Below are 22,445 nucleotides of genomic sequence, written 5' to 3'. Positions count from 1 at the left end.
AGGGCCATGAGTGAGGCAACATTCGCTTCCCGATTGAACTCCGCCATGTCGCTGCGGCATATGAAGCAGGTCGATTTCGTCCACGCCGCCGTGGGCAGCGGGGTCAGGCTCGGGAAAAGCCACATCAGCCAATACGTCAGCGGCAAGACCACGCCGCGTCCCGACGTCATGCGCTTCCTCGCCAGGACGCTGGACGTACGCGAAGATTGGCTTGCCGGCAAGGACGTTCCCCTGGAACGCGACTCCGTTGAACCCCGGACGCCCTCTCCGCAGCAGTCTTTGAACCCGTCCGTTGTGAACTCCCATGGTTCCGCCGCCGACCCCACACCCTCTCCGAAAGGACATCCCATGCGTCGTTTCACCAAATCCACCAAGCTCGACAACGTGCTCTACGACGTCCGTGGGCCGGTCGTCGACGAGGCCGCGCGCATGGAGGCCACCGGCACGCACGTGCTCAAGCTGAACATCGGCAATCCGGCCCCGTTCGGCTTCCGCACGCCGGACGAGGTCATCTACGACATGGCCCACCAGCTGCCCGAATGCGAGGGGTACTCTGCGTCCAAGGGGCTGTTCTCCGCACGCAAGGCCATCATGCAGTACGCGCAGCTGAAGAACCTGCCCAACGTCTCCATCGAGGACATCTACACCGGCAACGGCGTCAGCGAACTCATCAACCTGTCGATGTCCGCGTTGCTCGACAACGGCGACGAGGTGCTCATCCCGAGCCCCGACTACCCGTTATGGACCGCATGCGTGAACCTGGCCGGCGGCACTGCCGTACATTACCTGTGCGACGAGCAGTCCGAATGGTATCCGGACATCGACGACATGCGCGCCAAGATCACCGACAGGACCAAGGCGATCGTCGTCATCAACCCGAACAACCCCACCGGTGCGCTCTATCCGAAGGAGGTGCTCCAGCAGATCGTCGACCTCGCGCGCGAACACCAGCTCATGATCTTCTCCGACGAGATCTACGACCGCCTGGTCATGGATGGTCTACAGCACATATCGATTGCATCGCTCGCTCCTGACCTGTTCTGTGTAACATTCTCCGGTTTGTCGAAGTCCCACATGATCGCCGGATACCGTGTGGGATGGATGGTGCTCAGTGGCAACAAGAACGTGGCCAAGGACTACATCGAGGGCATCAACATGCTCACCAACATGCGCATCTGCTCGAACGTGCCCGCACAGTCCATCGTGCAGACCGCGCTCGGCGGCCATCAGAGCGTCAACGACTACATCGTGCCTGGTGGACGCATCTACGAGCAGCGCGACTACATCTACAACGCGTTGAACTCCATTCCCGGCGTGACCGCCGTCAAGCCGAAGGCGGCGTTCTACATCTTCCCGAAGCTCGATGTGAAGAAGTTCAATATTTCCGATGACGAGCAGTTCGCCCTCGACCTGCTGCATGACGAACGCATCCTCATCACGCGCGGCGGCGGGTTCAACTGGCAGGAGCCCGACCACTTCCGTATCGTCTACCTGCCGCGCATCGAAGTACTCAAGGACGCCACCACCAAGCTCACCGACTTCCTGAGCTATTATCGACAGTAGATGCATCCTCCCGAGGAAGGCGACGGAATTGCGGGGAACGGCGGCAAGGAAGCTCTGGGCCGGAGCTGTGGCATCAACAGCGATAGCCGGGGCTTTACTCGCCGCCGTTTTGTGCTATCACAAAAAGCCCGTCCCCGAAATCCGTACGTTGGCACCGGTGTCTATTCCCACGAACTGACGGCCAAGCGGCAGAACGATGATCGTTCAGTCGTCGTCACCAACGTGGGGTTGCATCCGTGTGTTCCTCCGGAAATTCCGGCAATCGCACCGAACCATGAACATTCGTCGGATGCGTTGAACACAAGTACGGCGTTCACGGCGAATCGGACGTTTACCGAAACGACGCCATTGGCGCCGGGAATTCCCATAACGTATGCCCGGAATCCGCACGCCCCCGACAAGCCGAACTGGTTTCTGCGTCATTATGGCTCATGGCGGCCCAAGGCGGTGACGTTCGTGACGGAGGAATAGCGGGCCGGCCGGTTCCGATGGGGATGGTCTATGACGGACTTCGGGAACAACGGCGTGGGTACAATAAGCTGGTTTCACCGTCGATATGGGGGAGTGCCATGCCTGAAATATCACAGCGTGCCCAAGGGGCGCTGTATCCCAGCGTCCGGGAGATGTTCGAACTGGCGGCGGAGGAGCCGGATGCCATCTCATTCGCGATAGGGGAGCCGGGATTCGACACGCCCCGGCCGATGATCGACGCGGCGTATGAGGCCGCCGTGCACGGGGACACCCATTACACGCCGAACCGCGGTGCGGCCGGCCTGCGTGAGGCATGGTGCCGTTACCGGCTGGCACATGACGGCCTCGACTACGATTCGGATGGCGAGATCATCATCACCACCGGTGGCATGGAGGCGATTTATCTGGCGCTGATCGCCACGCTCGACATCGGCGACGACATTCTCATCCCCGATCCCGGCTATGCGAACTATTTCGGGCAGGTGCGTATGGTCCATGCGAATGTCGTACCGGTGCCGTTGTATGCAAAGCGGAGCTTCCGTATGTGTGCAAGGGATGTCGAGACGGCGATCACCCCACGGACCAAGGCGCTGTTGCTGAATTCCCCGTCGAACCCCACCGGCGCAATCATCGATCCGGAGGAACTGGCGGCCATCGCCAAGGTCGCGACAGAACACGATCTGTGGGTGATCAGCGACGAGGTATACCGGGCATTCGTGTATGACGATGACGTTCGCTGCCTGTCCATCGCATCGATGCCCGGCATGAAGGAACGTACCATCGTCGTGGATTCGTTCTCGAAGACGTTCGCCATGACCGGATGGCGCATCGGCTGTGCGTTCGGCCCGAAACCGGTCATCGACCGGATGACCATCATGCAGGAGAACGTCGTATCCTGCGTGCCCGGTTCATTGCAGGCCGGGGCGGTTGCGGCATTGGAAGGCGGTTCGGACATTCTCGCCACGATGAAGTCGGCCTATCAGACCAATCGTGACATGGTGGTCGCCGCCATCGCCGATATGCCGTTGGTAAGCTGCAACGTGCCGGACGGTGCGTTCTATATTCTTGTCGACGTTTCCGCCACGGGTATGGATGATCACGAGTTCGCCGTCCGTCTGCTGCATGAGGGCAAGGTCGTGGTCACGCCTGCCTCGGGATTCGGCTCACGCGGCCGTGGATTCGTGCGGTTGTCGTATGTAGGCACGACCGAAGACACCGCCGAAGGATTACGGCGTATGCGGTCATGGCTGACAACTCTTTAGTATGAGAGCGTCATCCATATGAAATAAACGAAGTAACGACAAGGGCTCTGATTCCTATGAAAGGAATCAGAGCCCTTGTGATTCTTCAATCATGTGTCACCGGCTCGCCGGTGACACATGATCATCCGGGAATCTCAGCCGTTGACGCGGTCGATACCGGCCTGCACGTCGGCAAGCACGGAATCCCAGGACTTGATGAAGGCGGCGACGCCATCAGCCTCGAGCTTGTCGGTGACGTCCTTGAGGCTGATGCCCAGATCGGCCAGCTTGTTGATGATGGCGTGGGACTCCTCGTAGGTGCCTTCGATGGACGGGGCGCCGTTGCCGTGGTCGGCGAGGGCGTTCAGGGTCTTCTCCGGCATGGTGTTGACGATGTTCGGGGCGACGAGCTCGTCCACGTACTTGCAATCGGAGTAGGCCGGGTTCTTGGTGCCGGTGGAGGCCCACAGCGGGCGCTGCTTCTTGGCACCCTTGGCCTCGAGGTCGGCCCAGCGCGGATCGGAGGCGAACTTCTTCTCGAAGAGCTCGTAGGCAAGACGGGCGTTGGCCACGGCGGCCTTGCCCTCAAGTGCCTTGGCCTCATCGGAGCCGTTGGCTTCCAGCAGCTTGTCGACCGCGGTGTCCACACGGGAGACGAAGAAGGAGGCGACGGAGCCGATGTGCTTGAGGTCGTGGCCGTTGGCGGAGGCCTGGGCGATGCCCTCGATGTAGGCATCGATGACCTGCTCGTAGCGCTCGAGCGAGAAGATCAGGGTGACGTTCACGGAGATGCCCTTGGCCAGGGTGGCGGTGATGGCCGGCAGGCCCTCGAGGGTGGCCGGGATCTTGATCATCGCGTTCGGGCGGTCGACCTTGGCCCACAGCTCCTCGGCCTGCTTCTCGGTGGCTTCGGTCTCGTGGGCGAGGCGCGGGTCGACCTCGATGGAGACGCGGCCGTCGACAAAGTCGGTCTTCTCGGCGATGTCACGGAAGATGTCGGTGGCGTTGCGCACATCGGTGGTGGTCAGCTCGCGCACGGCGGTCTCGACATCGACCTTGCCGAGCTCCTTGAGCTGCTCGTCGTACGGGCCGACCTGGGAGAGGGCCTTCTGGAAGATGGACGGGTTGGTGGTGACACCGACCACGTTCTTGTTGGCGATAAGGTCCTGCAGGGAGCCGGACTCGATGCGGGAGCGGGACAGGTCGTCCAGCCAGATGGAAACACCGCTGTCGGACGTGCGCTGAGTTGCTTCAGTCATTTCATTTCTCCTTGATGAAATCTCGCCCAGGGACCCTCCCGTGAAGGCGAGGGGAGTACGGCCATTCGGGACCGGGGAAGTGGGCTCGACTGCTTCCCCGGTCGGGTAAGGACCCGCCGTGCTCCCCTCCGGAAGGGGACCCACATTTGTTCATGTATCGGTTTGTCGTTCCGATGTTCGGAATCAGGCGGCCTGGACCTCGGCGATGGATGCCTTGGCGGCCTCGACCACATGGTCGGCGGTGATGCCGAGGTCGATGAGGTTCTGCGCGCCATCACCCTGCAGACCGAACTGCTCGATGGAGACGGGCTTGCCGTAGGAGCCGAGGTACTTGTACCACGGCATCGCCACGCCGGCCTCGACGGACACGCGGGCCTTGACGCCGGCGGGAAGCACGGCCTCCTTGTACTCGGCATCCTGCTCCTCGAACCACTCGAGCGACGGGACGGAGACCACGCGGGCCTTGACGCCTTCACCGGCGAGGGTCTTGGCGGCCTCGACGGCCAGCTGGACCTCGGAGCCGGAGGCCATGAGGATGACGTCCGGAGTGCCCTCGGTGTCGACGAGCACGTAGGCGCCCTTCTTCACGCCTTCCTTCGCCTTCTCGGCGGTCTCGGCGAGGACCGGCAGGCCCTGACGGGACAGCACCATGGCGGCGGGCAGGGTGTTCTTCTTCTCGAAGAAGTAGCGGTAGGCCTCGGCGGTCTCGAAGGCATCGGCCGGGCGGACGACCTCGAGCTGCGGCATGGCGCGGAAGGATGCGAGATGCTCGACCGGCTGGTGGGTCGGGCCGTCTTCGCCGACGGCGACGGAATCATGCGTCCACACGTACAGGTTCGGAATCTCCATGAGCGCGGCCAGACGGACGGCGGAGCGTTCGTAGTCGGAGAACATGAAGAAGGTGCCGCCGAACGGGCGGGTGTGGGAGCCGAGCAGGATGCCGTTGGTGATGCAGCCCATGGTGAACTCGCGCACGCCGAAGTGCAGCTGGCGGCCGAACTCGTTGCAGACCGGCCACTGCTTGGTGGCGCACTCCTCGGGCGCGAAGGTGGCCGCACCCTTGAGGTCGGTCTTGTTGGAGCCGCCGAGGTCGGCGGAACCACCCCAGAACTCGGGCATGACGGCCGCGATGGCGTTGAGGGCGGAGCCGGAGGCACCGCGGGTGGCGACCTTCTTGCCGACCTCGAAAGTGGCCTCGAGATCGTCGATGGCCTTGTCGAAGCCCTCCGGCAGCTCACCGGCCTTGATGCGGTCGTACAGGGCGGCCTTGTCGGGGTTGGCCTTGCGCCAGGCCTCGAACTTCTCGTCCCAGGCGGCGTGCGCGGCCAGACCGCGCTCGGCGACCTTGCGGGCGTGGGCGAGGGCCTCCTCGTCGACCTGGAAGCTCTGCTCGGGATCGTAGCCGAGCAGCTTCTTGAGGCCGGCGACGGCCTCGGCGCCCAGCTTGGAGCCGTGGGAGGACGGATCGTTGGTCTTGCCCGGGGTCGGCCATGCGATCAGGGAGTGGACCTTGATGAGCTTCGGCTGGTCGGGGGCGGCCTTCTCGGCCTTGGCGATGACCTCGGCCAGGCCCTCGACGTCCTCCTTGTAGGAGCCGTCAGGCTGGATGAAGCTGAATTCGTCGGTGTACCAGCCGTAGGCCTGGAAGCGCTTGAGCACATCCTCGGCGAGCACGAGGTTGGTGTCGCCCTCGATCTGGATGCGGTTGGCGTCGAAGATCACGGTGAGGTTGCCGAGCTTCTGGTTGGCGGCAAGGGCGGCGGCTTCGCCGGAGATGCCCTCCTCGATGTCGCCTTCACCGCAGATGGCCCAGATCTTGTGGTAGAAGGGGGAATCTTCCTTCGGGGTCTCGGGATCGAGCAGGCCACGCTGGAAGCGTTCGCCGTAGGCGAAGCCGATGGCGGAGGCGAAGCCCTGGCCCAGCGGGCCGGTGGTCATCTCGATGCCCGGGGTGAGGCCGTACTCGGGATGGCCCGGGGTGCGGGTGTCGGCGCCGCCGCGGAAGTGCTTGAGGTCGTCCAGCGTCAGTCCGTATCCGGAGAAGTACAGCTGCACGTACTGGGTGAGGGAGGCGTGGCCACCGGAAAGGATGAATCGATCGCGACCCTCCCAGTTGGGATCGTTCGGATCATGCTTGATGAAGTGCTGATAAAGGGTGTAGGCGATAGGTGCCAGCGAGACGGGGGAACCGGGGTGGCCGCTTCCGGCGTTCTCGACCGCATCGGCCGAAAGAACCTTGGCCATCTTGATGGCGCGCTCGTCCAGTTCGGTCTCCTTGAATTCGGTCATGGATCAACTTTCCTTCCAATCGGATGGAACCAACGCGCACGTTCAAATTTGTGAGCGTACACAACATACGCTTTTCAACTAGAACGTGCATATCGGCTTCATTTGCCCTTTTATGCTATCCCAGCGCGAAGACTTCACGACACATTTCCTATCGTAGGATGTTAGAAAAATGTTCATGGCTGTTCATTTAAGTTCGTTTCCGCTCTGAGCTAGCACTCCCATGCGTGGAGTGCTAGAAATGGATGAGGATTTCCATCAGCGATACATGATGCACTAAGGAGGCTCGCATGGCGAACGAACGACGCATGTTGGTGCTCCGGGCCGTCATCGAGGACTATATACGAACCCAGGAACCCGTCGGCTCGGGCGCCCTGACCAGGGAGCACAACCTCGGCGTCAGCTCCGCCACGGTGCGCAACGACATGGCGGCCTTGGAGGATGAGGGGTACCTGATCCAGCCGCACACGTCGGCCGGCAGGATACCGACCGAGAAGGGCTACCGATATTTCGTGGACCGTCTGGCCACGGTGGTGCCGCTGTCGCCAGCGCAGAAACGGGGCATCCGCACCTTCCTGTCGGGGTCGGTGAGTCTGGACGACACGCTGAGAAGGTCGGCGCGTCTGCTGGCGCAGATAACCGGTCAGGTCGCCGTGGTGGCATCCCCGTCGCTCGCCCGTTCGGCCCTGCGCCATATGGAGATGGTGCCGGTCTCGTCGGCCACGATACTGGTCGTGGTCATCACGGATACGGGGCGTGTGGAACAGCGCACGATCGTCAGCGTCGAACGCCCCTCGGACGAGGTGCTGGGACGAATCAGCGCCAGGGTCAACGCCATGTGCGCCGGACGGTCCCTGCGGCGGTGCGGCATGGACGTGAACGCCTTGGCGCAGGAAGAGCCCGTCGGCGTCAACCGCGGCGTCATGGAGGCGCTTGCGCGGGTGTACGACGAGCTGGCCACGCAGGAGCAGGCGAGCAATCTGTACATGGCCGGCACGTCCCAGCTCACCCACAGCCAGACGGCCGACATGACGGTGATCGCCCCGCTGTTCGACGCCTTGGAGGAGCAGGCCGTCATCATGCGGCTCATGACCGCGCTGAGCGAGGTCACCCAGTCCCACGGCGTGGGCATAGCCATCGGGTCGGAGACGCACACGCCCGGGCTCATGCACGCATCCGTGGTCACCACGGGCTACGGTCAGTCCTCCGCCGACGGTCCCGGCGACGAGACGGGAGACGCCCCGACGGGCGGCGAACCGGTCGCCTTCGTGGGGTCCATAGGGCCGACGCATATGGACTATGCGACCACCATATCCGCGGTCAGGGCCGTGGCACGCTACCTGACGGAGTTCATGACCAACGAGGAGGGCGGCGCGGACGACGACACCGATCACTAGTCTTGTGTCATAATCATCGACGGACACCGTCACTACCATCACAATCAAACCGACGATAACAGGAAAGACGACATTGGCTGACTATTACGAAGTACTGGGTGTGGACCGCACCGCCAGCGAGGATGAGATCAAGAAGGCGTATCGCAAGATGAGCCGCAAGTACCATCCCGACATCGCAGGCCCGGAGTTCGAGGACAAGTTCAAGGAAGTGAACTCGGCCTACGAGGTGCTTTCGGATCCGGACAAGCGCCGCATGTACGACCAAGGCGTCGACCCCAACGATCCCAACGCCGGCGGCTTCGGCGGCGCCGCGGGCTTCGACATGGGCGACATCTTCGGACAGTTCTTCGGACAGAGCTTCGGCGGCGGCTCGCAGGGACCCGTCCCGCGCACACAGCCCGGCCGCGATTCATTGGCGAACGTCACCATCGACCTCAAGACGGCGGTCTTCGGCGGCACGGCGCACGTCGACATCCGCACCATGGCCCTGTGTCCGGACTGCAAGGGCAGCGGCACGGCCAACGGGTCGGCCCCCGTCACCTGCCCGGACTGCAAGGGCCGCGGCTTCGCACAGAAGGTCGTGCGCACCATGCTCGGCCAGATGATGACCTCGGCGCCCTGCGAACGCTGCGAAGGGCACGGTACCATCATCGAGAGTCCCTGCCCGTCGTGCATGGGTCATGGGCGCATCCGTTCCAAGAGGAGCGTCGGCGTCTCCGTTCCCGCGGGCATCACGGACGACACGCGTCTGCGTCTCGCCTCGCAGGGCGAGGTGGGCGAATGCGGCGGTACCGCGGGAGACCTGTACATCGACGTCCATGTGGCGCCGGACAAGACCTTCGTCCGCGAAGGCGACGACCTGCACTGCTGGATAGAGATCCCGATGAGCTGGGCCGTGCTCGGCCATGACCTCGACATCGACACGTTCGACGGCCGCAGGGACATCAGCATCCCGGCGGGCACCCAGCAGGACGACACCGTGACCCTCGACGGACTCGGCGTCACCCGGCTGCGTTCCCAGGGAGAACGCGGCGACATCATCGCGCATGTCATCGTCATGATTCCGAAGAAGCTCAGCGACAAGGAGCGCGGTCTCATCGAGGAGTTCGCCGCGTCGCATGACGGCGACGCCGAATCACGCCATGTCAGGCAGAATTCGAAGCCGCGTCAGGCAGGCAGGCCCCGTGGGTTCTTCTCCAAGCTGAAAGACGCGTTGAGCTAGCGGGGGAGCGTGACGATGGCCAATCTCGCGAAAGCCGAACGGGACGCCGGCTGCAGACGGCGCGTCATCATCGACACGGACTGCGGGTCCGACGATGCCATGGCCATCGCCATGGCATTGAATGACCCCGGCTGCGAGATCATGATGTTCACCACGGTCGCAGGCAACGTTCCCGTCGACCAGGCTGTGGACAACGTGTTGACCACCCTCGAGCACGTCGGAACCTACGAACCGCCGGTCTATCGCGGGTCGGAGAGCATGCTGTTCAACGAACTCGTCTACGCGTACGAGACCCACGGGCATGACGGCATGGGCGACATCGGCCTGAGACCACGCCGGCTCCGCGCATCGGACGGCAATGCGGTCCTCAGGATGCTCGGCGCCCTGGAAAGCAACGAACCCCACAGCATCGACCTGATCACACTCGGTCCGCTCACCAACATCGCCCTGGCCATCAAGCTCGCCCCTGCGACCATGGCCAGGGTCCGTCGCATTGTGGCCATGGGAGGCACGGGGTTCGGGCCGGGCAACGTGACCCCGATCGCGGAATTCAACGTCTGGCAGGATGCGGAGGCCGCGCGCATCGTCGTGGAATCCGGACTTCCCGACATCATGTTCGTCGGATGGGATGCCTGTCTGGGGAAGTGCATGCTCGGCCCGGGGGAGATCGAGGAGATACGCCGCGGCGGCGGACTCGGACGGTTCGCCATCGACTGCAACCGCAACCTCATGGAGCTCAACAGGCAACGGTTCGGAGAACCCTGCCTGGATATGGCGGACCCCGCCGCCCTGGCCGCGGCGCTGCATCCCGGGTGCATCGCGGAATGCGATGCATACTACATGCAGGTCGACACGTGCAACGGACCGGGATACGGCGCGACCATCATCGACCGCAACCGTTTCACCAGCAACGCGCCGAACGTCCGCATATGCAGCCGTCTCGATCCGATGTCGTATAAGTCCTATATCTATAGGACGCTTCACGTGGGGGAGTACCGCAACCACTAGACAACATGTTGGCCAGTGTTGTTCGACGTTGATTAACGGAAGGTGAACCTTCCCTGTCCTGCCGGCGTGTCAGGTAAGCGGCATGGTATTGTCTTACCGGTTTTCGGGACAGACGGGGAGGGATGATGGATCAGGTCGCCTTGGAAAGCAATGCGGTGTTCCTCGGCATCGAATATCTGGCAACGTTCATCTGCGGTCTTTCCGGCGGTCTTTCCGCAATCCACAAGAAATACGACCTCTTCTCGATTCTCGTAATCGCCTGGGTGACGGCGCTCGGCGGAGGAATCACCCGCGACGTGCTGCTTGGGGCGTTGCCTCCCGTGGGCATCACCGACCGGGGATTCGTGCTCACCGCGCTGGCGTCGGGATTCATCGTGGCGATAGTCCATCCGGAGATCGAGCATCTGAAATGGTCGATGATCGTGACCGACGCCCTGGCGCTGGGCCTGTTCGCCGTCAACGGGACGGCGAAGGCCCTGGCCTACCATTCCTCTGGCATGACCGCCGCGTTCCTCGGCATGTTCACCGCCTTGGCCGGCGGCACCATCCGGGACGTACTGCTCAATGAAGTGCCCTCCATCCTCCGCGACAAGCATCTCTACGCCGTGCCCTCGTTCATCGGATGCCTGCTGACGGTCTTCGCCGCAAGGGCCACGGACCGGTGGCATCTGGGACTGGACGGCGAAATGGTTCTGGACGTCTGCGTGGTCATCGTCGTATTCGTGCTGCGCATGCTTTCCGTCGCGTTCAACATCACGTTCCCCGGTGCCCTGGAGCGGCATCACGCGCATCTGCCGTCGCAGGGCCGGTATCTCAAGCGTCCCGTCATCCATCCCGATACGGGGGATGCCAAAAGCGAGGAATCGGACGAGGACGATTAGCCCGGATGACCGATGGCAATGCCCGGATGGAACGCATAAAAAAACCCGCAGGAGAATATCCTGCGGGAACATCCAAGCGATGGGAATCGCGAATCAGAGCGCGTTGATGGCCACGGCGAGGCCGGACTTGCGGTTGGCGGCCTGGTTCTTGTGGATGATGCCACGGCCGGCGGCCTTGTCGAGCTTCCGGGAAGCGACCTTGTAGGCGGCCTGGGCGGCTTCCTTATCGCCGGCGGCGATGGCCTCGCGGACCTTGCGGATCTCGGTCTTCAGCTCGCTCTTGTAGGCGACGTTGCGGATGTGCGCCTTCTCGTTGGTCAGGACGCGCTTCTTCTGCGACTTGATGTTTGCCACTATGTACTCCAAACGACGTGTTCTAAACGGACATACAAACGGATATCATATCACGACTTTACCGGTGTCGCCAATCATTCAGCGGAATTTATTCTCGCCATAAGACCCGACGTCGCCGTGGCCCTGCATTGGCGGTACGCTGGAATCGCATCTATGAGGATGCAACGGACTTTCGACCAACGAAAGGTGAGACCATGACCGATGAGCAGAACGCCGTGGAGGACGTGGAGCTTCCCGGGGGAGTGAAGATTCCCCAGGTGGGGTTCGGCGTGTTCCAGATTCCACGTAAAGACACGCAGAAGGCCGTCGAGGAGGCCCTGGAGATCGGCTACCGTCATTTCGACACCGCCGCCGCATACTACAACGAGGAGGGCGTCGGCGCCGCGTTGAAGGCCACGGGCATGGCGGGCAAGGTGTTCGTGACCACCAAGCTGCGCAACTGCGACCAGGGATACGAGCCCACCAAAGTGGCATTCGAGGAATCCCGACGCAAGCTGGGGCTCGAGCGGGTCGACATGTATCTCATCCACTGGCCGTTCGCGCTCATCGACCGGTACGTGGAGACCTGGAAGGCCATCCTCGAGCTCAGGGAGCAGGGCGTGCTGCGCGCCGCCGGCGTATCGAACTTCCTTCCCGAACACATCGAGCGGCTGATTGACGAAACCGGTGAAGCCCCCGCGATCGACCAGATCGAGGTGCATCCCCGCTTCTCCCAACCCGATGTGCGCGAGTACTGCCATGAGCACGGCATCGTGGTGGAGGCGTATTCGCCGCTCGGCCACGGCGCCGACATGAACGCGCCTGAGGTGGTCTCGGCCGCCAAGGCCCACGGCGTGACGCCGGCCCGGGTGGTGTTGCGCTGGCATATCCAGTCGGGGCGCGTCATCATCCCCAAGTCGTCGCATCCCGACCGCATGAGGCAGAACCTTGACCTGTTCGGCTTCGAGCTCACCGATGCCGAGATCGCGGCCATCGACGCGCTGCACGACCCGTCCGGACGCGTCTCGGGGGATCCGGCGACGAACGTGAACTCGCAGTCGTGGGCGGACCAGTTCTCCCGCGGCAACGTCTCCTGAGCGCCTCCTGCCGCAGCCTGCCGGCGCCGATGCGGTTCGCGTCGTCTCCCCGCCGCCGGATTGCCGACGGCAGGCTGTAGAATGATGGTTTTGGAATTTCAGCACGACAAGGAGACACGCTTGGCGATCGAGCAGCACAACAAGCCCGGATACACCGATCAGTCGTTGATTCGCAACTTCTGCATCATCGCGCACATCGACCACGGCAAATCCACCGTTGCCGATCGTATTCTGCAGTTGAGCGGCATAGTGCCGGAGCGCGAGATGCGCGACCGCTTCCTTGACCGCATGGACATCGAGCAGGAGCGCGGCATCACCATCAAATCGCAGGCCGTGCGTGTGCCATGGACGTTCGACGGCACCGAATACACGCTCGGCATGATCGACACCCCGGGCCATGTGGACTTTACCTATGAGGTCTCCCGCGCACTGGCCGCGTGCGAGGGTGCCGTGCTGCTCGTCGACGCCACCCAGGGCATCGAGGCCCAGACGCTGTCCAATCTTTATATGGCCATCGACCACGACCTGACCATCATCCCCGTGCTCAACAAGATCGACCTGCCCAGCGCGGAACCCGACAAGCACGCCGAGGAGATCGCCGGCCTCATCGGATGCAATCCGTCCGACGTGCTGCGCGTGTCCGGCAAGACCGGCGAAGGCGTCGCCGACCTGCTCGATCAGATCGTCATGGACGTGCCGGCGCCGAACGGCGACCCCGATGCCCCCGCCCGCGCGCTGATCTTCGACTCCGTCTACGACTCATACCGTGGCATCGTCACCTACATCCGCATGGAGGACGGCGAACTGCACTCGCGCGAGAAGGTGCACATGATGGGCATCGGCATGACGCACGAACCCATTGAGATCGGCGTGATCAGTCCGGACATGACGCCGACGAAGGCGCTTGGCGCCGGCGAAGTCGGCTACATCATCACCGGCGCGAAAGACGTAAGCCAGTCGAAGGTGGGCGACACCCTGACCTCCGCCGTGAGGCCGGCGAGCGAGCCCTTGCCCGGATACCGCGACCCGAAGCCCATGGTGTACTCCGGCCTGTTCCCCGTGGACAACGCCCAGTTCCCCGAACTGCGCGAGGCGCTCGACAAGCTCAAGCTCAACGACGCCGCGCTCGTCTATACCCCCGAGACCTCCGTGGCCCTTGGCTTCGGGTTCCGCTGCGGATTCCTCGGACTGCTGCACATGGAGATCGTTTCGGAGCGTCTGAGTCGCGAGTTCGGCCTCGACCTCATCCAGACCGCCCCCAACGTAACCTACGAGGTGACCAGCGAGGACGGCAGCGTGCATCATGTGACCAATCCGAGTGAATTCCCGGATGGCAAGATCAAGAAGATCGTGGAACCCATGGTCGCCGCCGACATCATCCTTCCCAAGGAGTTCATCGGCGCTGTGATGGACCTCTGCCAGGAGCACCGCGGCCAGATGGGCACCATGGAATACATCAGCACCGAGCGCGTGGAGATGCACTACCGCATGCCGCTCGCCGAAATCGTGTTCGACTTCTTCGACCAGCTCAAGAGCCGCACCAAGGGCTATGCCTCGCTCGACTACCACGAGGACGGCGAGCAGTCGGCCGACCTCGTCAAGGTCGACATCCTCATCCAGGGGGAGAAGGTCGACGCGTTCAGCGCCATCGTCCACCGCGACAAGGCCTACAGCTACGGCGTGATGATGACGAAGAAGCTTCGTGAGCTCATTCCCCGCCAGCAGTTCGAGATCCCGATCCAGGCCGCCATCGGCTCGCGCATCATCGCCCGCGAGACCATCCGCGCATTGCGCAAGGACGTGCTCGCCAAGTGCTACGGCGGCGACATCACCCGAAAGCGCAAGCTGCTTGAGAAGCAGAAGGCCGGCAAGAAGCGCATGAAGATGCTCGGCCACGTGGAGGTGCCGCAGGAGGCGTTCATCGCCGCCCTGTCCACCGACGAGCCGACCGACCGCGACACCAAGGACAAGATCCGCGCCGCGCAGAAGAAGGAAGGCTGACGGTCGCCCGTGACCTACGAGATATACATCCACGTACCATTCTGCCTGCGCCGCTGCGGATACTGCGACTTCAACACCTACACCGCACCGGACCTCGGCGGCGGGGCGAGCCGCGGCAATTACGCCACGATGGTGGTCCGGGAGATGGAGGTCATCCATCGTTGGCAGGACAACCACGGCATTGAGGAGCCCAAGGCATCCACGGTCTTCTTCGGCGGAGGCACCCCGACCGTCCTTCCGGCGGCCGATCTGGTGCGCATGACCGGAGCGGTACGCGATATCTGGGGGATTGCGGACGATGCCGAGATCACGACCGAGGCCAATCCCGACACCGTGGACGAGGACTATATCCGTGAACTCGCCGACGGGGGATTCACCCGCATCTCCTTCGGCATGCAGTCCGCCGTGCCCCATGTGCTGCGGACGCTTGACCGCACCCATACCCCGGCGAACGTCGAGGCGGGGGTCAGGGCGGCGGACCATGCCGGCCTGCGCAGCAGCGTCGACCTCATCTACGGAGCGCCGGGGGAGAGCCTCGACGATTGGCGCGCATCGGTACGTACCGCCATCGGGCTGGGAGTGAACCACATATCGGCGTATGCGCTGACCGTGGAGCCGACCACGAAAATGGGACGGCAGATAGCCTCCGGCATCCTGCCGAGACCGGATGACGATGACGAGGCCGCCAAATACGAGATTGCCGACGACATGCTCGCCGAAGCGGGCCTGCGATGGTATGAGATTTCCAATTGGGCACGTCCCGGCTATGAAAGCCGCCATAACCTCGGATACTGGAGGAATGTCGACTGGGCGGGAATCGGACCGGGCGCACACTCCCATTACGCCATGCCGGAAGGGAGCCGCACGTATGATGCCCATGGCATCCGGTCATGGGACATCGCGCATCCGCGAATGTGGGGGCAGGCGCTGTCCATGGGCAGGACACCGTGGCAAGGGCATGAGACGATCACCCATGACGAGAATCTGGAGGAGACCATCATGCTCGGCCTGCGCTTGCGCGAGGGCCTTGACCTTGCGGGACTCGGACGCGCCCTGGGGCGGGTGGTCGCGCCCGACGCGTTCGCATCGCTGCGCGACCGGGGGATGATCACCATGGACGGCGGCCGGATCACCCCGACGCGCAAGGGACGATTGCTTAACGATGCCCTGATCGCGGACGTCTTCGCAATTTGCGATCTGTGAAAAATCCGGGCGTGTCATCGGAGTGTCGCATCTATCGTTCCAAATGGCGACGCGTCCGGCAACCCGCCATGAAATGAGCCCGTCGTGGGTTCGATGGGCCTCATGGCATGCCGCCCGCGTCGTCAGGCACCCATCGGGCGGACGACAATTGTCTCAATATGTGGAACACCTGTGAGCCTTAGAAAAGAAAAGTCTTTAAAACTTTTGGCAATTGTGATATATGACTCCGATTGCCCCTAAGATACATTATGGCTGTATTCTGTCAAGGCAAACAAAACGCAGGCGAGGGCCTGCCCTAGACCAGAGGTGATTTCGGTGACATTACACGCTCCGCTTGACCTGACGATACATACTCCCGAAGGGATGTATGACCCTACCTCGGAGCATGACGCCTGCGGCGTCGGTATGGTCACCACCCTCAACAAGACCCCCGAGCGCAAGATTATCGACGACGCCATCGAGGTGCTCATCAACCTCGATCACCGCGGCGCGGTAGGCGCCGAGGAGAACACTGGCGACGGCGCCGGCATCCTGATGTCCATGCCCGACGAGTTCATGCGTGCCACCGTCGATGCCGAACTGCCCGAGGAAGGCCACTACGTGGCCGGCATCGCTTTCCTCGACCGCGACATCGCCGCGGGCGCACAGCAGGAACAGGCCATCGCCAAGATCGTGGATGAGGAAGGCCTCGAGGTTCTGGCCTGGCGGGTGGTCCCCACGAATCCGAACGGTCTCGGCCTCCAGGCCCTGGCATCCATGCCGGCTTTCAAGACGTTGGTCTTCGCGGACGCCGATGGCGCCAAGCTTGGTGGCATCGAACTGGAACGCAAGGCGTTCCGCGTGCGCAAGCGCGTCGAACACGAGGTGGGCGTCTACTTCTCGTCGCTCTCGTCCCGCACCATCACGTACAAGGGCATGCTCACCACCATGCAGCTCAAGCCCTTCTTCGAGGATCTTTCCGACCCGCGCATGAAGGCCCGCGTCGCCATCGTGCACTCACGATTCTCCACCAACACGTTCCCGAGCTGGCCGTTGGCCCAGCCGTTCCGTCTGCTGGCCCACAACGGCGAAATCAACACCATCCAGGGCAACCGCAACTGGCTCTCCGCCCGTGAAGGCCGCCTCAGCTCCGAACTGCTCGGCGAATTCAAGCCGTTGCTGCCCATCAACACGCCCGGCTACTCCGACTCCGGCACCTTCGACGAATGCCTCGAGCTCCTGCACCTCGCCGGCCGCTCCCTGCCCCATGCCATCTCCATGATGCTGCCCCCGGCCTGGGAGAAGAACGACGCGCTCGATCCGGACGTCAAGGCGTTCTACGAGTACAACAACACACTCATCGAACCGTGGGACGGCCCCGCCGACATCGTCTTCACCGACGGCACGCAGGTGGGCGCCCTGCTCGACCGCAACGGATTCCGTCCGGGACGCTGGCAGGTCACCGACGACGGCTACGTGGTGCTCGCCTCCGAGACCGGCGTGCTCAACGAGATTCCCCAGGACCACATCGTGGAGAAGGGCCGCTTGGAACCCGGCAAGATGTTCCTCGTCGACACCGCCGAAGGCCGCATCATCCCCGACGAGGAGATCAAGCGGAACCTCGCCTCCCAGCATCCGTACCGTCAGTGGGTCGAGGGCAACTCCATCGAGCTCAACCAACTGCCCGCCCGCGAGCACGTGCGTCACTCCGGCCAGTCGGTGCAGCGTCGCCAGCGCGCCTTCGGCTACACCGAGGAGGACCTCAAGCTCCTGCTCACCCCGATGGCCAACACGGGCAAGGAGCCGCTGGGCTCCATGGGCAATGACGTGCCGCTGCCCGTGCTCTCCAAGCGTTCCCGCATGCTGTTCGACTACTTCACGCAGAAGTTCGCCCAGGTGACCAACCCGCCGCTCGACTGGGAGCGCGAGGAGATCGTCACCTGCCTCGAATCCGCCATCGGCCCCGAGCCGAACCTGCTCGAGGACAGCGAGCTGCACGCCAAGAAGGTGCTCATCCCGCTGCCGGTCATCGACAGCGACGAGATGGCCCAGCTCAAGCGTCTCGACCGCGCCCCTATCCTCGGTGGCTACTACAAGCCGTTCGTCGTCAAGGGCCTCTATCAGGTCGCCGGCGGCGGCAAGGCGCTTGAAGAGCGTCTCGAGGAGATCTTCTCCGAGATCGACGACGCCATCGCCGCAGGCAAGAACTTCCTGGTGCTCTCCGACCGCGACTCCAACCACACGTGGGGTCCGATTCCGTCGCTGCTGCTCACCAGCGCCGTGCAGCACCACCTGCTGCGCCGCCACACCCGCACCCAGGTCTCCATGGCCGTCGAGGCCGGCGACGTGCGTGAGATCCACCACGTCGCATTGCTCATCGCCTACGGCGCGGCATGCGTCAACCCGTATCTGGCCCTCGAATCCGTGGAGGACCTCTCCAACCGCGGCTACGTGAACGTGGAACCGGCCAAGGCCGTGAAGAACCTCATCAAGGCGCTCTCCACCGGCGTGCTCAAAATCATGAGCAAGATGGGTGTCTCCACCATCATGAGCTACCGTGGCGCCCAGCTGTTCGAGGCCATCGGCCTCAGTGCCGACGTCATCGACAAGTACTTCACCGGCACCACCTCCCGCGTCGGCGGCGTAGGACTCGACGAGCTGGCCGAGGAGGTCGCCATCAGGCACCGCGTGGCCTACCCGAACCAGTGGACCGCCACCCCGCACCGCAACCTGCGCACGGGCGGCGAATACAAGTGGCGCCGCACCGGCGAGGACCATCTCAACGACCCGGAGGCCATCTTCCTGCTGCAACAGTCGACCCAGCGCGGCGACTACCAGATGTTCAAGAAGTACACGCACCACATCAACGACACCTCCAACCGTCTGATGACGCTGCGCGGCCTCATGAAGTTCAACGACAAGCGCAAGCCCATCGACATCTCCGAGGTCGAGCCCGCCAGCGAGATCGTCAAGCGGTTCTCCACCGGCGCCATGAGCTACGGCTCCATCTCGCAGGAGGCCCACGAGACCCTGGCCATCGCCATGAACCAGATCGGCGCGCGCTCCAACTCCGGTGAAGGCGGAGAGTCCGACGATCGCATCAACGATCCGCGCCGCTACAGCCGCATCAAGCAGATCGCCTCGGCGCGATTCGGCGTGACCAGCGATTATCTCGTGCACGCCACCGACCTGCAGATCAAGCTCGCCCAGGGCGCCAAGCCCGGCGAGGGCGGCCACCTGCCTGGCGCCAAGGTGCCGCCGTGGATCGCCAAGGTCCGTCACGCAACCCCCGGTGTGGAGCTCATCTCCCCGCCGCCGCACCACGACATCTACTCCATCGAGGATCTCAAGCAGCTCATCAATGATGCGAAGATGGCCAATCCGAAGGCTCGCATCCACGTGAAGCTCGTCTCCGAGTTCGGTGTGGGCACCATCGCCGCCGGCGTGGCCAAGTGCCATGCGGACGTCGTGCTCATCTCCGGCTACGACGGCGGCACCGGCGCGGCGCCGCTCAACGCCATCAAGCACGCCGGCACCCCGTGGGAGATCGGACTTTCCGAGACGCAGCAGACGCTGATTCTCAACGGCCTGCGCTCCCGTATCGTCGTGCAGTGCGACGGCGAGCTCAAGACCGGCCGCGACGTCGTCATCGCGGCGCTGCTCGGCGCCGAGGAATTCGGCTTCGCCACAGCCGCGCTGATCGTCGAGGGCTGCGTCATGATGCGCGCCTGCCAGAAGAACACGTGCCCGCAGGGCATCGCCACGCAGGATCCGGAGCTGCGCGCCCGATTCCGCGGCAAGCCCGAGCATGTGGTGAACTTCTTCATGTTCATCGCCGAGGAGGTCCGCGAGATTCTCGCCCAGCTCGGCTTCCGCACCCTCGAGGAGGCCGTGGGACACGTCGAGTGCCTCGACCAGGACGAGGCCATCAAGCGCTGGAAGTCCGACGGCGTCGACCTGAGCAACGTGCTCATGCAGGCCGGTCCGACTCCGGGCACGATCCTGCACAACACCATCAAGCAGAACCACGAGCTCGAGAAGGCGCTCGACAACAAGCTCATCGAGCTCGCCAAGCCCGCGCTCGAGCACAAGGAGCCCGTGCGCATCGAGCTGCCGATCCGCAACGTCAACCGCACGGTCGGCACCATGCTTGGCTACGAGATCACCCGGCGCTACGAGGCCGAAGGCCTGCCCGACGACACCATCGACATGACCCTGCATGGATCCGGCGGCCAGTCCATCGGCGCGTTCATCCCGCGCGGCGAGACCCTGCGCATCTACGGCGAGGTCAACGACTACGCCGGCAAGGGCCTTTCCGGCGGCCGCATCATCGTGCGGGCCGAGGACGGCGTGACCTTCGATCCGCATACGAACGTCATCGCCGGCAACGTGACGGGCTTCGGCGCGACCTCCGGCGAGATGTTCGTCGCCGGCAAGGCGGGCGAACGCTTCGCCGTCCGCAACGGCGGCGCGACGTTCGTCGTCGAGGGCGTCGGCGACCACGGCTGCGAGTACATGACCGGCGGCACCGTCGTGGTGCTCGGCCCCACCGGCCGCAACTTCGGCGCGGGCTTCTCCGGCGGCAACGCCTACATGCTCGACCTCGACATGACCAAGGTCAACCCCTCCGCGGTCAGGAGCGGCGCGCTCAAGTTCCTCCCGCTGGAAGAGGAAGAGGCCGAGACCGTGCACAAGCTCGTCAAGAAGCACGCCGAGGAGACCGACTCGAGCATCGCCAAGGAACTGCTCGAGAACTGGTCCGACTCCGTCAAGCGGTTCACGCACGTGGTGCCCACGCAGTACGTCGCCATGACCCGCGCGATGAGGCAGGCCGAAGAGAATAATGTCGATTTCAACGCTCCGGGGGCCTGGGAGAAGGTCTACGAGCAGGTTATGGAAGGGGTGCGCTGAACATGGGCGATCCTAGAGGTTTTCTGAAGGTCCGTTCCCGCCGCGAACTCGCCGAACGTCCGGTCGAGGAGCGCATCAAGGATTGGCTTGACGTCCACGCCGAGTCCGGTCTGCAGCCGTGGACGCAGGAGCAGGCCGCACGGTGCATGGACTGCGGCACGCCGTTCTGTATGACCGGCTGCCCGTTGGGCAATGTCATCCCGGAGTTCAATGACCTGGTCCGCCAGGGCCAGTGGGAGGACGCCTACAACAAGCTGTCGATGACCAACAACTTCCCCGAGGTCACCGGCCGTATCTGCCCCGCCCTGTGCGAGGCCGCCTGCGTGCTCGGCATCCATCAGCCGCCGACGATGATCAAGCTCGATGAGCAGACCATCATCGACCAGGCATGGAACCTCGACTACGTCAAGCCGCAGCCCCCGCAGCGACTGACCGACCAGACCGTGGCCGTCGTCGGTTCCGGACCCTCCGGTCTCGCCTGCGCCCAGCAGCTCACGCGCGCCGGCCACACCGTGGTCGTCTACGAGCGTCACGATGCCATCGGCGGTCTCATGCGTTATGGCATCCCGAACTTCAAGCTCGACAAGTCGTTGCTTGACCGTCGTGTGGAGCAGATGGAGGCCGAAGGCACCGTGTTCCACACCAACGTGGAGATCGGCAAGGACATCTCGTGGGACGAGCTGCGTTCCCGCTACGATGCCGTCGTCGTGGCCATCGGCTCCACCGTGCCTCGCGACATGAAGCTGCCCGGCCGTGAGCTCGACGGCATCCACTTCGCCATGGACTTCCTTCCCGACGCCACCCGCCGCGTCTGGGGCAAGAAGCCGATCAACGACATCACCGCCAAGGACAAGCACGTCGTGGTCATCGGCGGCGGCGACACCGGTTCCGACTGCCTCGGCACGTCCATCCGTCAGGGCGCCAAGTCCGTCACCGTGCTGCAGATCATGTCCCAGGAGCCGACCGAGCGTCCCGCCAACCAGCCGTGGCCTACCTTCGCCCGCCTGTACCAGAAGACCTCCTCGATGGAGGAGGGCGGCACCTACATCTACAACACCGATTCGGTGGAGTTCGAAGGCACCACGCTGCCCGAGAACATCCACGAGATCGACGGCGTGCAGACCGAAGGCTTCGTCTCCGATGAGAAGGGCCATGTCACCGGCCTGAAGATTGTGAAGGTCGCCCCCGGCGAGAACGGTCCGTTCACCCGGCAGCCCGGCACCGAGCGCATCATCCCCGCCGACCTGGTGCTCATCTCCGTCGGATTCCTCCACCCGGAGACCGATACGCTCGTCGATCAGCTGCCCGTCGACCTCGACCGCCGCGGCAACGTGGCGCGTGACGACGCCTTCGCCACCAGCCAGGACGGTGTCTTCGCCTGTGGTGATGCGGGCCGTGGGCAGTCCCTCGTCGTCTGGGCCATCTCCGAAGGCCGAAGCTGCGCGGCAGCCGTGGACAAGTACCTCACCGGTGCCACGGAGCTGCCCGCGCCCATCGTCGCCTCCCAGCGTCCGATGGCGTTGCCCCGCTGACCGTCCGTCATACCTCATCGGATACCGTTTGTGGTGCCCGTCGGTTCGCGGGCACCACAAA

Annotated in this window: 15 protein-coding genes; 12 read left to right on the top strand and 3 right to left on the bottom strand. The window is 63.6% G+C overall.

The window, feature by feature from the left end; all coding sequences use genetic code 11:
* Nucleotides 1-6: 6 nt before the first annotated feature.
* The 3 genes from KIH77_RS05500 to KIH77_RS05490 all read left to right on the top strand — a co-directional run bounded on the left by KIH77_RS05500 (nucleotide 7) and on the right by KIH77_RS05490 (nucleotide 3,296).
* Nucleotides 7-1,563: an aminotransferase class I/II-fold pyridoxal phosphate-dependent enzyme gene (locus KIH77_RS05500; RefSeq protein ID WP_219100098.1), complete on the top strand. Its 1,557-nt coding sequence runs from the start codon at nucleotides 7-9 to the stop codon at nucleotides 1,561-1,563.
* A complete protein-coding gene (locus KIH77_RS05495; protein WP_219100097.1) occupies nucleotides 1,564-2,034 on the top strand; it encodes a hypothetical protein in 471 nt (156 codons plus the stop codon).
* Nucleotides 2,035-2,132: 98 nt separating this feature from the next.
* On the top strand, nucleotides 2,133-3,296 hold the full coding sequence (locus KIH77_RS05490; protein ID WP_219100096.1) for a pyridoxal phosphate-dependent aminotransferase: 1,164 nt from the start codon (nucleotides 2,133-2,135) through the stop codon (nucleotides 3,294-3,296).
* 134 nt (nucleotides 3,297-3,430) lie between these two features.
* On the opposite strand, the gene tal is transcribed toward KIH77_RS05490, so the two are convergent.
* Together tal and tkt are read right to left on the bottom strand one after the other, a co-directional pair.
* Nucleotides 3,431-4,534 carry a transaldolase gene (tal, locus tag KIH77_RS05485; RefSeq protein WP_219100095.1) on the bottom strand — a complete coding sequence of 368 codons (1,104 nt, stop codon included), beginning with the start codon at nucleotides 4,532-4,534 and terminating at the stop codon, nucleotides 3,431-3,433.
* A 183-nt stretch (nucleotides 4,535-4,717) separates the two neighbouring features.
* Entirely contained in the window at nucleotides 4,718-6,823 is a 2,106-nt protein-coding gene (tkt, locus tag KIH77_RS05480; RefSeq protein WP_219100094.1) for a transketolase, read from the bottom strand.
* Between the two features lie 287 nt (nucleotides 6,824-7,110).
* Between tkt and hrcA the strand changes: the two genes are divergently transcribed.
* The 4 genes from hrcA to KIH77_RS05460 all read left to right on the top strand — a co-directional run bounded on the left by hrcA (nucleotide 7,111) and on the right by KIH77_RS05460 (nucleotide 11,328).
* A complete protein-coding gene (hrcA, locus tag KIH77_RS05475; protein WP_219100093.1) occupies nucleotides 7,111-8,217 on the top strand; it encodes a heat-inducible transcriptional repressor HrcA in 1,107 nt (368 codons plus the stop codon).
* A 73-nt stretch (nucleotides 8,218-8,290) separates the two neighbouring features.
* Nucleotides 8,291-9,439, top strand: a complete 1,149-nt coding sequence (gene dnaJ, locus KIH77_RS05470; RefSeq protein WP_219100092.1) for a molecular chaperone DnaJ — start codon at nucleotides 8,291-8,293, stop codon at nucleotides 9,437-9,439.
* A 15-nt stretch (nucleotides 9,440-9,454) separates the two neighbouring features.
* Entirely contained in the window at nucleotides 9,455-10,447 is a 993-nt protein-coding gene (locus KIH77_RS05465; RefSeq protein ID WP_219100091.1) for a nucleoside hydrolase, read from the top strand.
* Between the two features lie 125 nt (nucleotides 10,448-10,572).
* On the top strand, nucleotides 10,573-11,328 hold the full coding sequence (locus KIH77_RS05460; RefSeq protein ID WP_219100172.1) for a trimeric intracellular cation channel family protein: 756 nt from the start codon (nucleotides 10,573-10,575) through the stop codon (nucleotides 11,326-11,328).
* Between the two features lie 93 nt (nucleotides 11,329-11,421).
* Here KIH77_RS05460 and rpsT read toward each other — a convergent pair whose 3' ends face one another.
* The gene (rpsT, locus tag KIH77_RS05455; RefSeq protein ID WP_219100090.1) at nucleotides 11,422-11,682 is read right to left on the bottom strand and encodes a 30S ribosomal protein S20; all 261 of its coding nucleotides are present in this window, start codon (nucleotides 11,680-11,682) and stop codon (nucleotides 11,422-11,424) included.
* A gap of 194 nt (nucleotides 11,683-11,876) precedes the next feature.
* On the opposite strand from rpsT, the gene KIH77_RS05450 reads away from it, so the two are divergent.
* The 5 genes from KIH77_RS05450 to KIH77_RS05430 all read left to right on the top strand — a co-directional run bounded on the left by KIH77_RS05450 (nucleotide 11,877) and on the right by KIH77_RS05430 (nucleotide 22,384).
* Nucleotides 11,877-12,758, top strand: coding sequence for an aldo/keto reductase (locus KIH77_RS05450; RefSeq protein ID WP_219100089.1), 882 nt, complete (start codon nucleotides 11,877-11,879; stop codon nucleotides 12,756-12,758).
* A 120-nt stretch (nucleotides 12,759-12,878) separates the two neighbouring features.
* Nucleotides 12,879-14,759 carry a translation elongation factor 4 gene (gene lepA, locus KIH77_RS05445; RefSeq protein ID WP_236024492.1) on the top strand — a complete coding sequence of 627 codons (1,881 nt, stop codon included), beginning with the start codon at nucleotides 12,879-12,881 and terminating at the stop codon, nucleotides 14,757-14,759.
* Between the two features lie 9 nt (nucleotides 14,760-14,768).
* The gene (gene hemW / locus KIH77_RS05440; RefSeq protein ID WP_219100087.1) at nucleotides 14,769-15,962 is read left to right on the top strand and encodes a radical SAM family heme chaperone HemW; all 1,194 of its coding nucleotides are present in this window, start codon (nucleotides 14,769-14,771) and stop codon (nucleotides 15,960-15,962) included.
* Nucleotides 15,963-16,277: 315 nt separating this feature from the next.
* The gene (gene gltB, locus KIH77_RS05435; protein ID WP_219100086.1) at nucleotides 16,278-20,852 is read left to right on the top strand and encodes a glutamate synthase large subunit; all 4,575 of its coding nucleotides are present in this window, start codon (nucleotides 16,278-16,280) and stop codon (nucleotides 20,850-20,852) included.
* Nucleotides 20,853-20,854: 2 nt separating this feature from the next.
* Nucleotides 20,855-22,384 carry a glutamate synthase subunit beta gene (locus KIH77_RS05430; RefSeq protein ID WP_219100085.1) on the top strand — a complete coding sequence of 510 codons (1,530 nt, stop codon included), beginning with the start codon at nucleotides 20,855-20,857 and terminating at the stop codon, nucleotides 22,382-22,384.
* Nucleotides 22,385-22,445 lie beyond the last annotated feature (61 nt).

Origin of the sequence: Bifidobacterium pluvialisilvae, assembly GCF_019331695.1 — a bacterium.
Classification (GTDB): domain Bacteria; phylum Actinomycetota; class Actinomycetes; order Actinomycetales; family Bifidobacteriaceae; genus Galliscardovia; species Galliscardovia pluvialisilvae.
The sequence above is the reverse complement of the archived record's forward strand: the minus strand, read 5'-3'. Positions and strand labels throughout refer to the sequence as shown.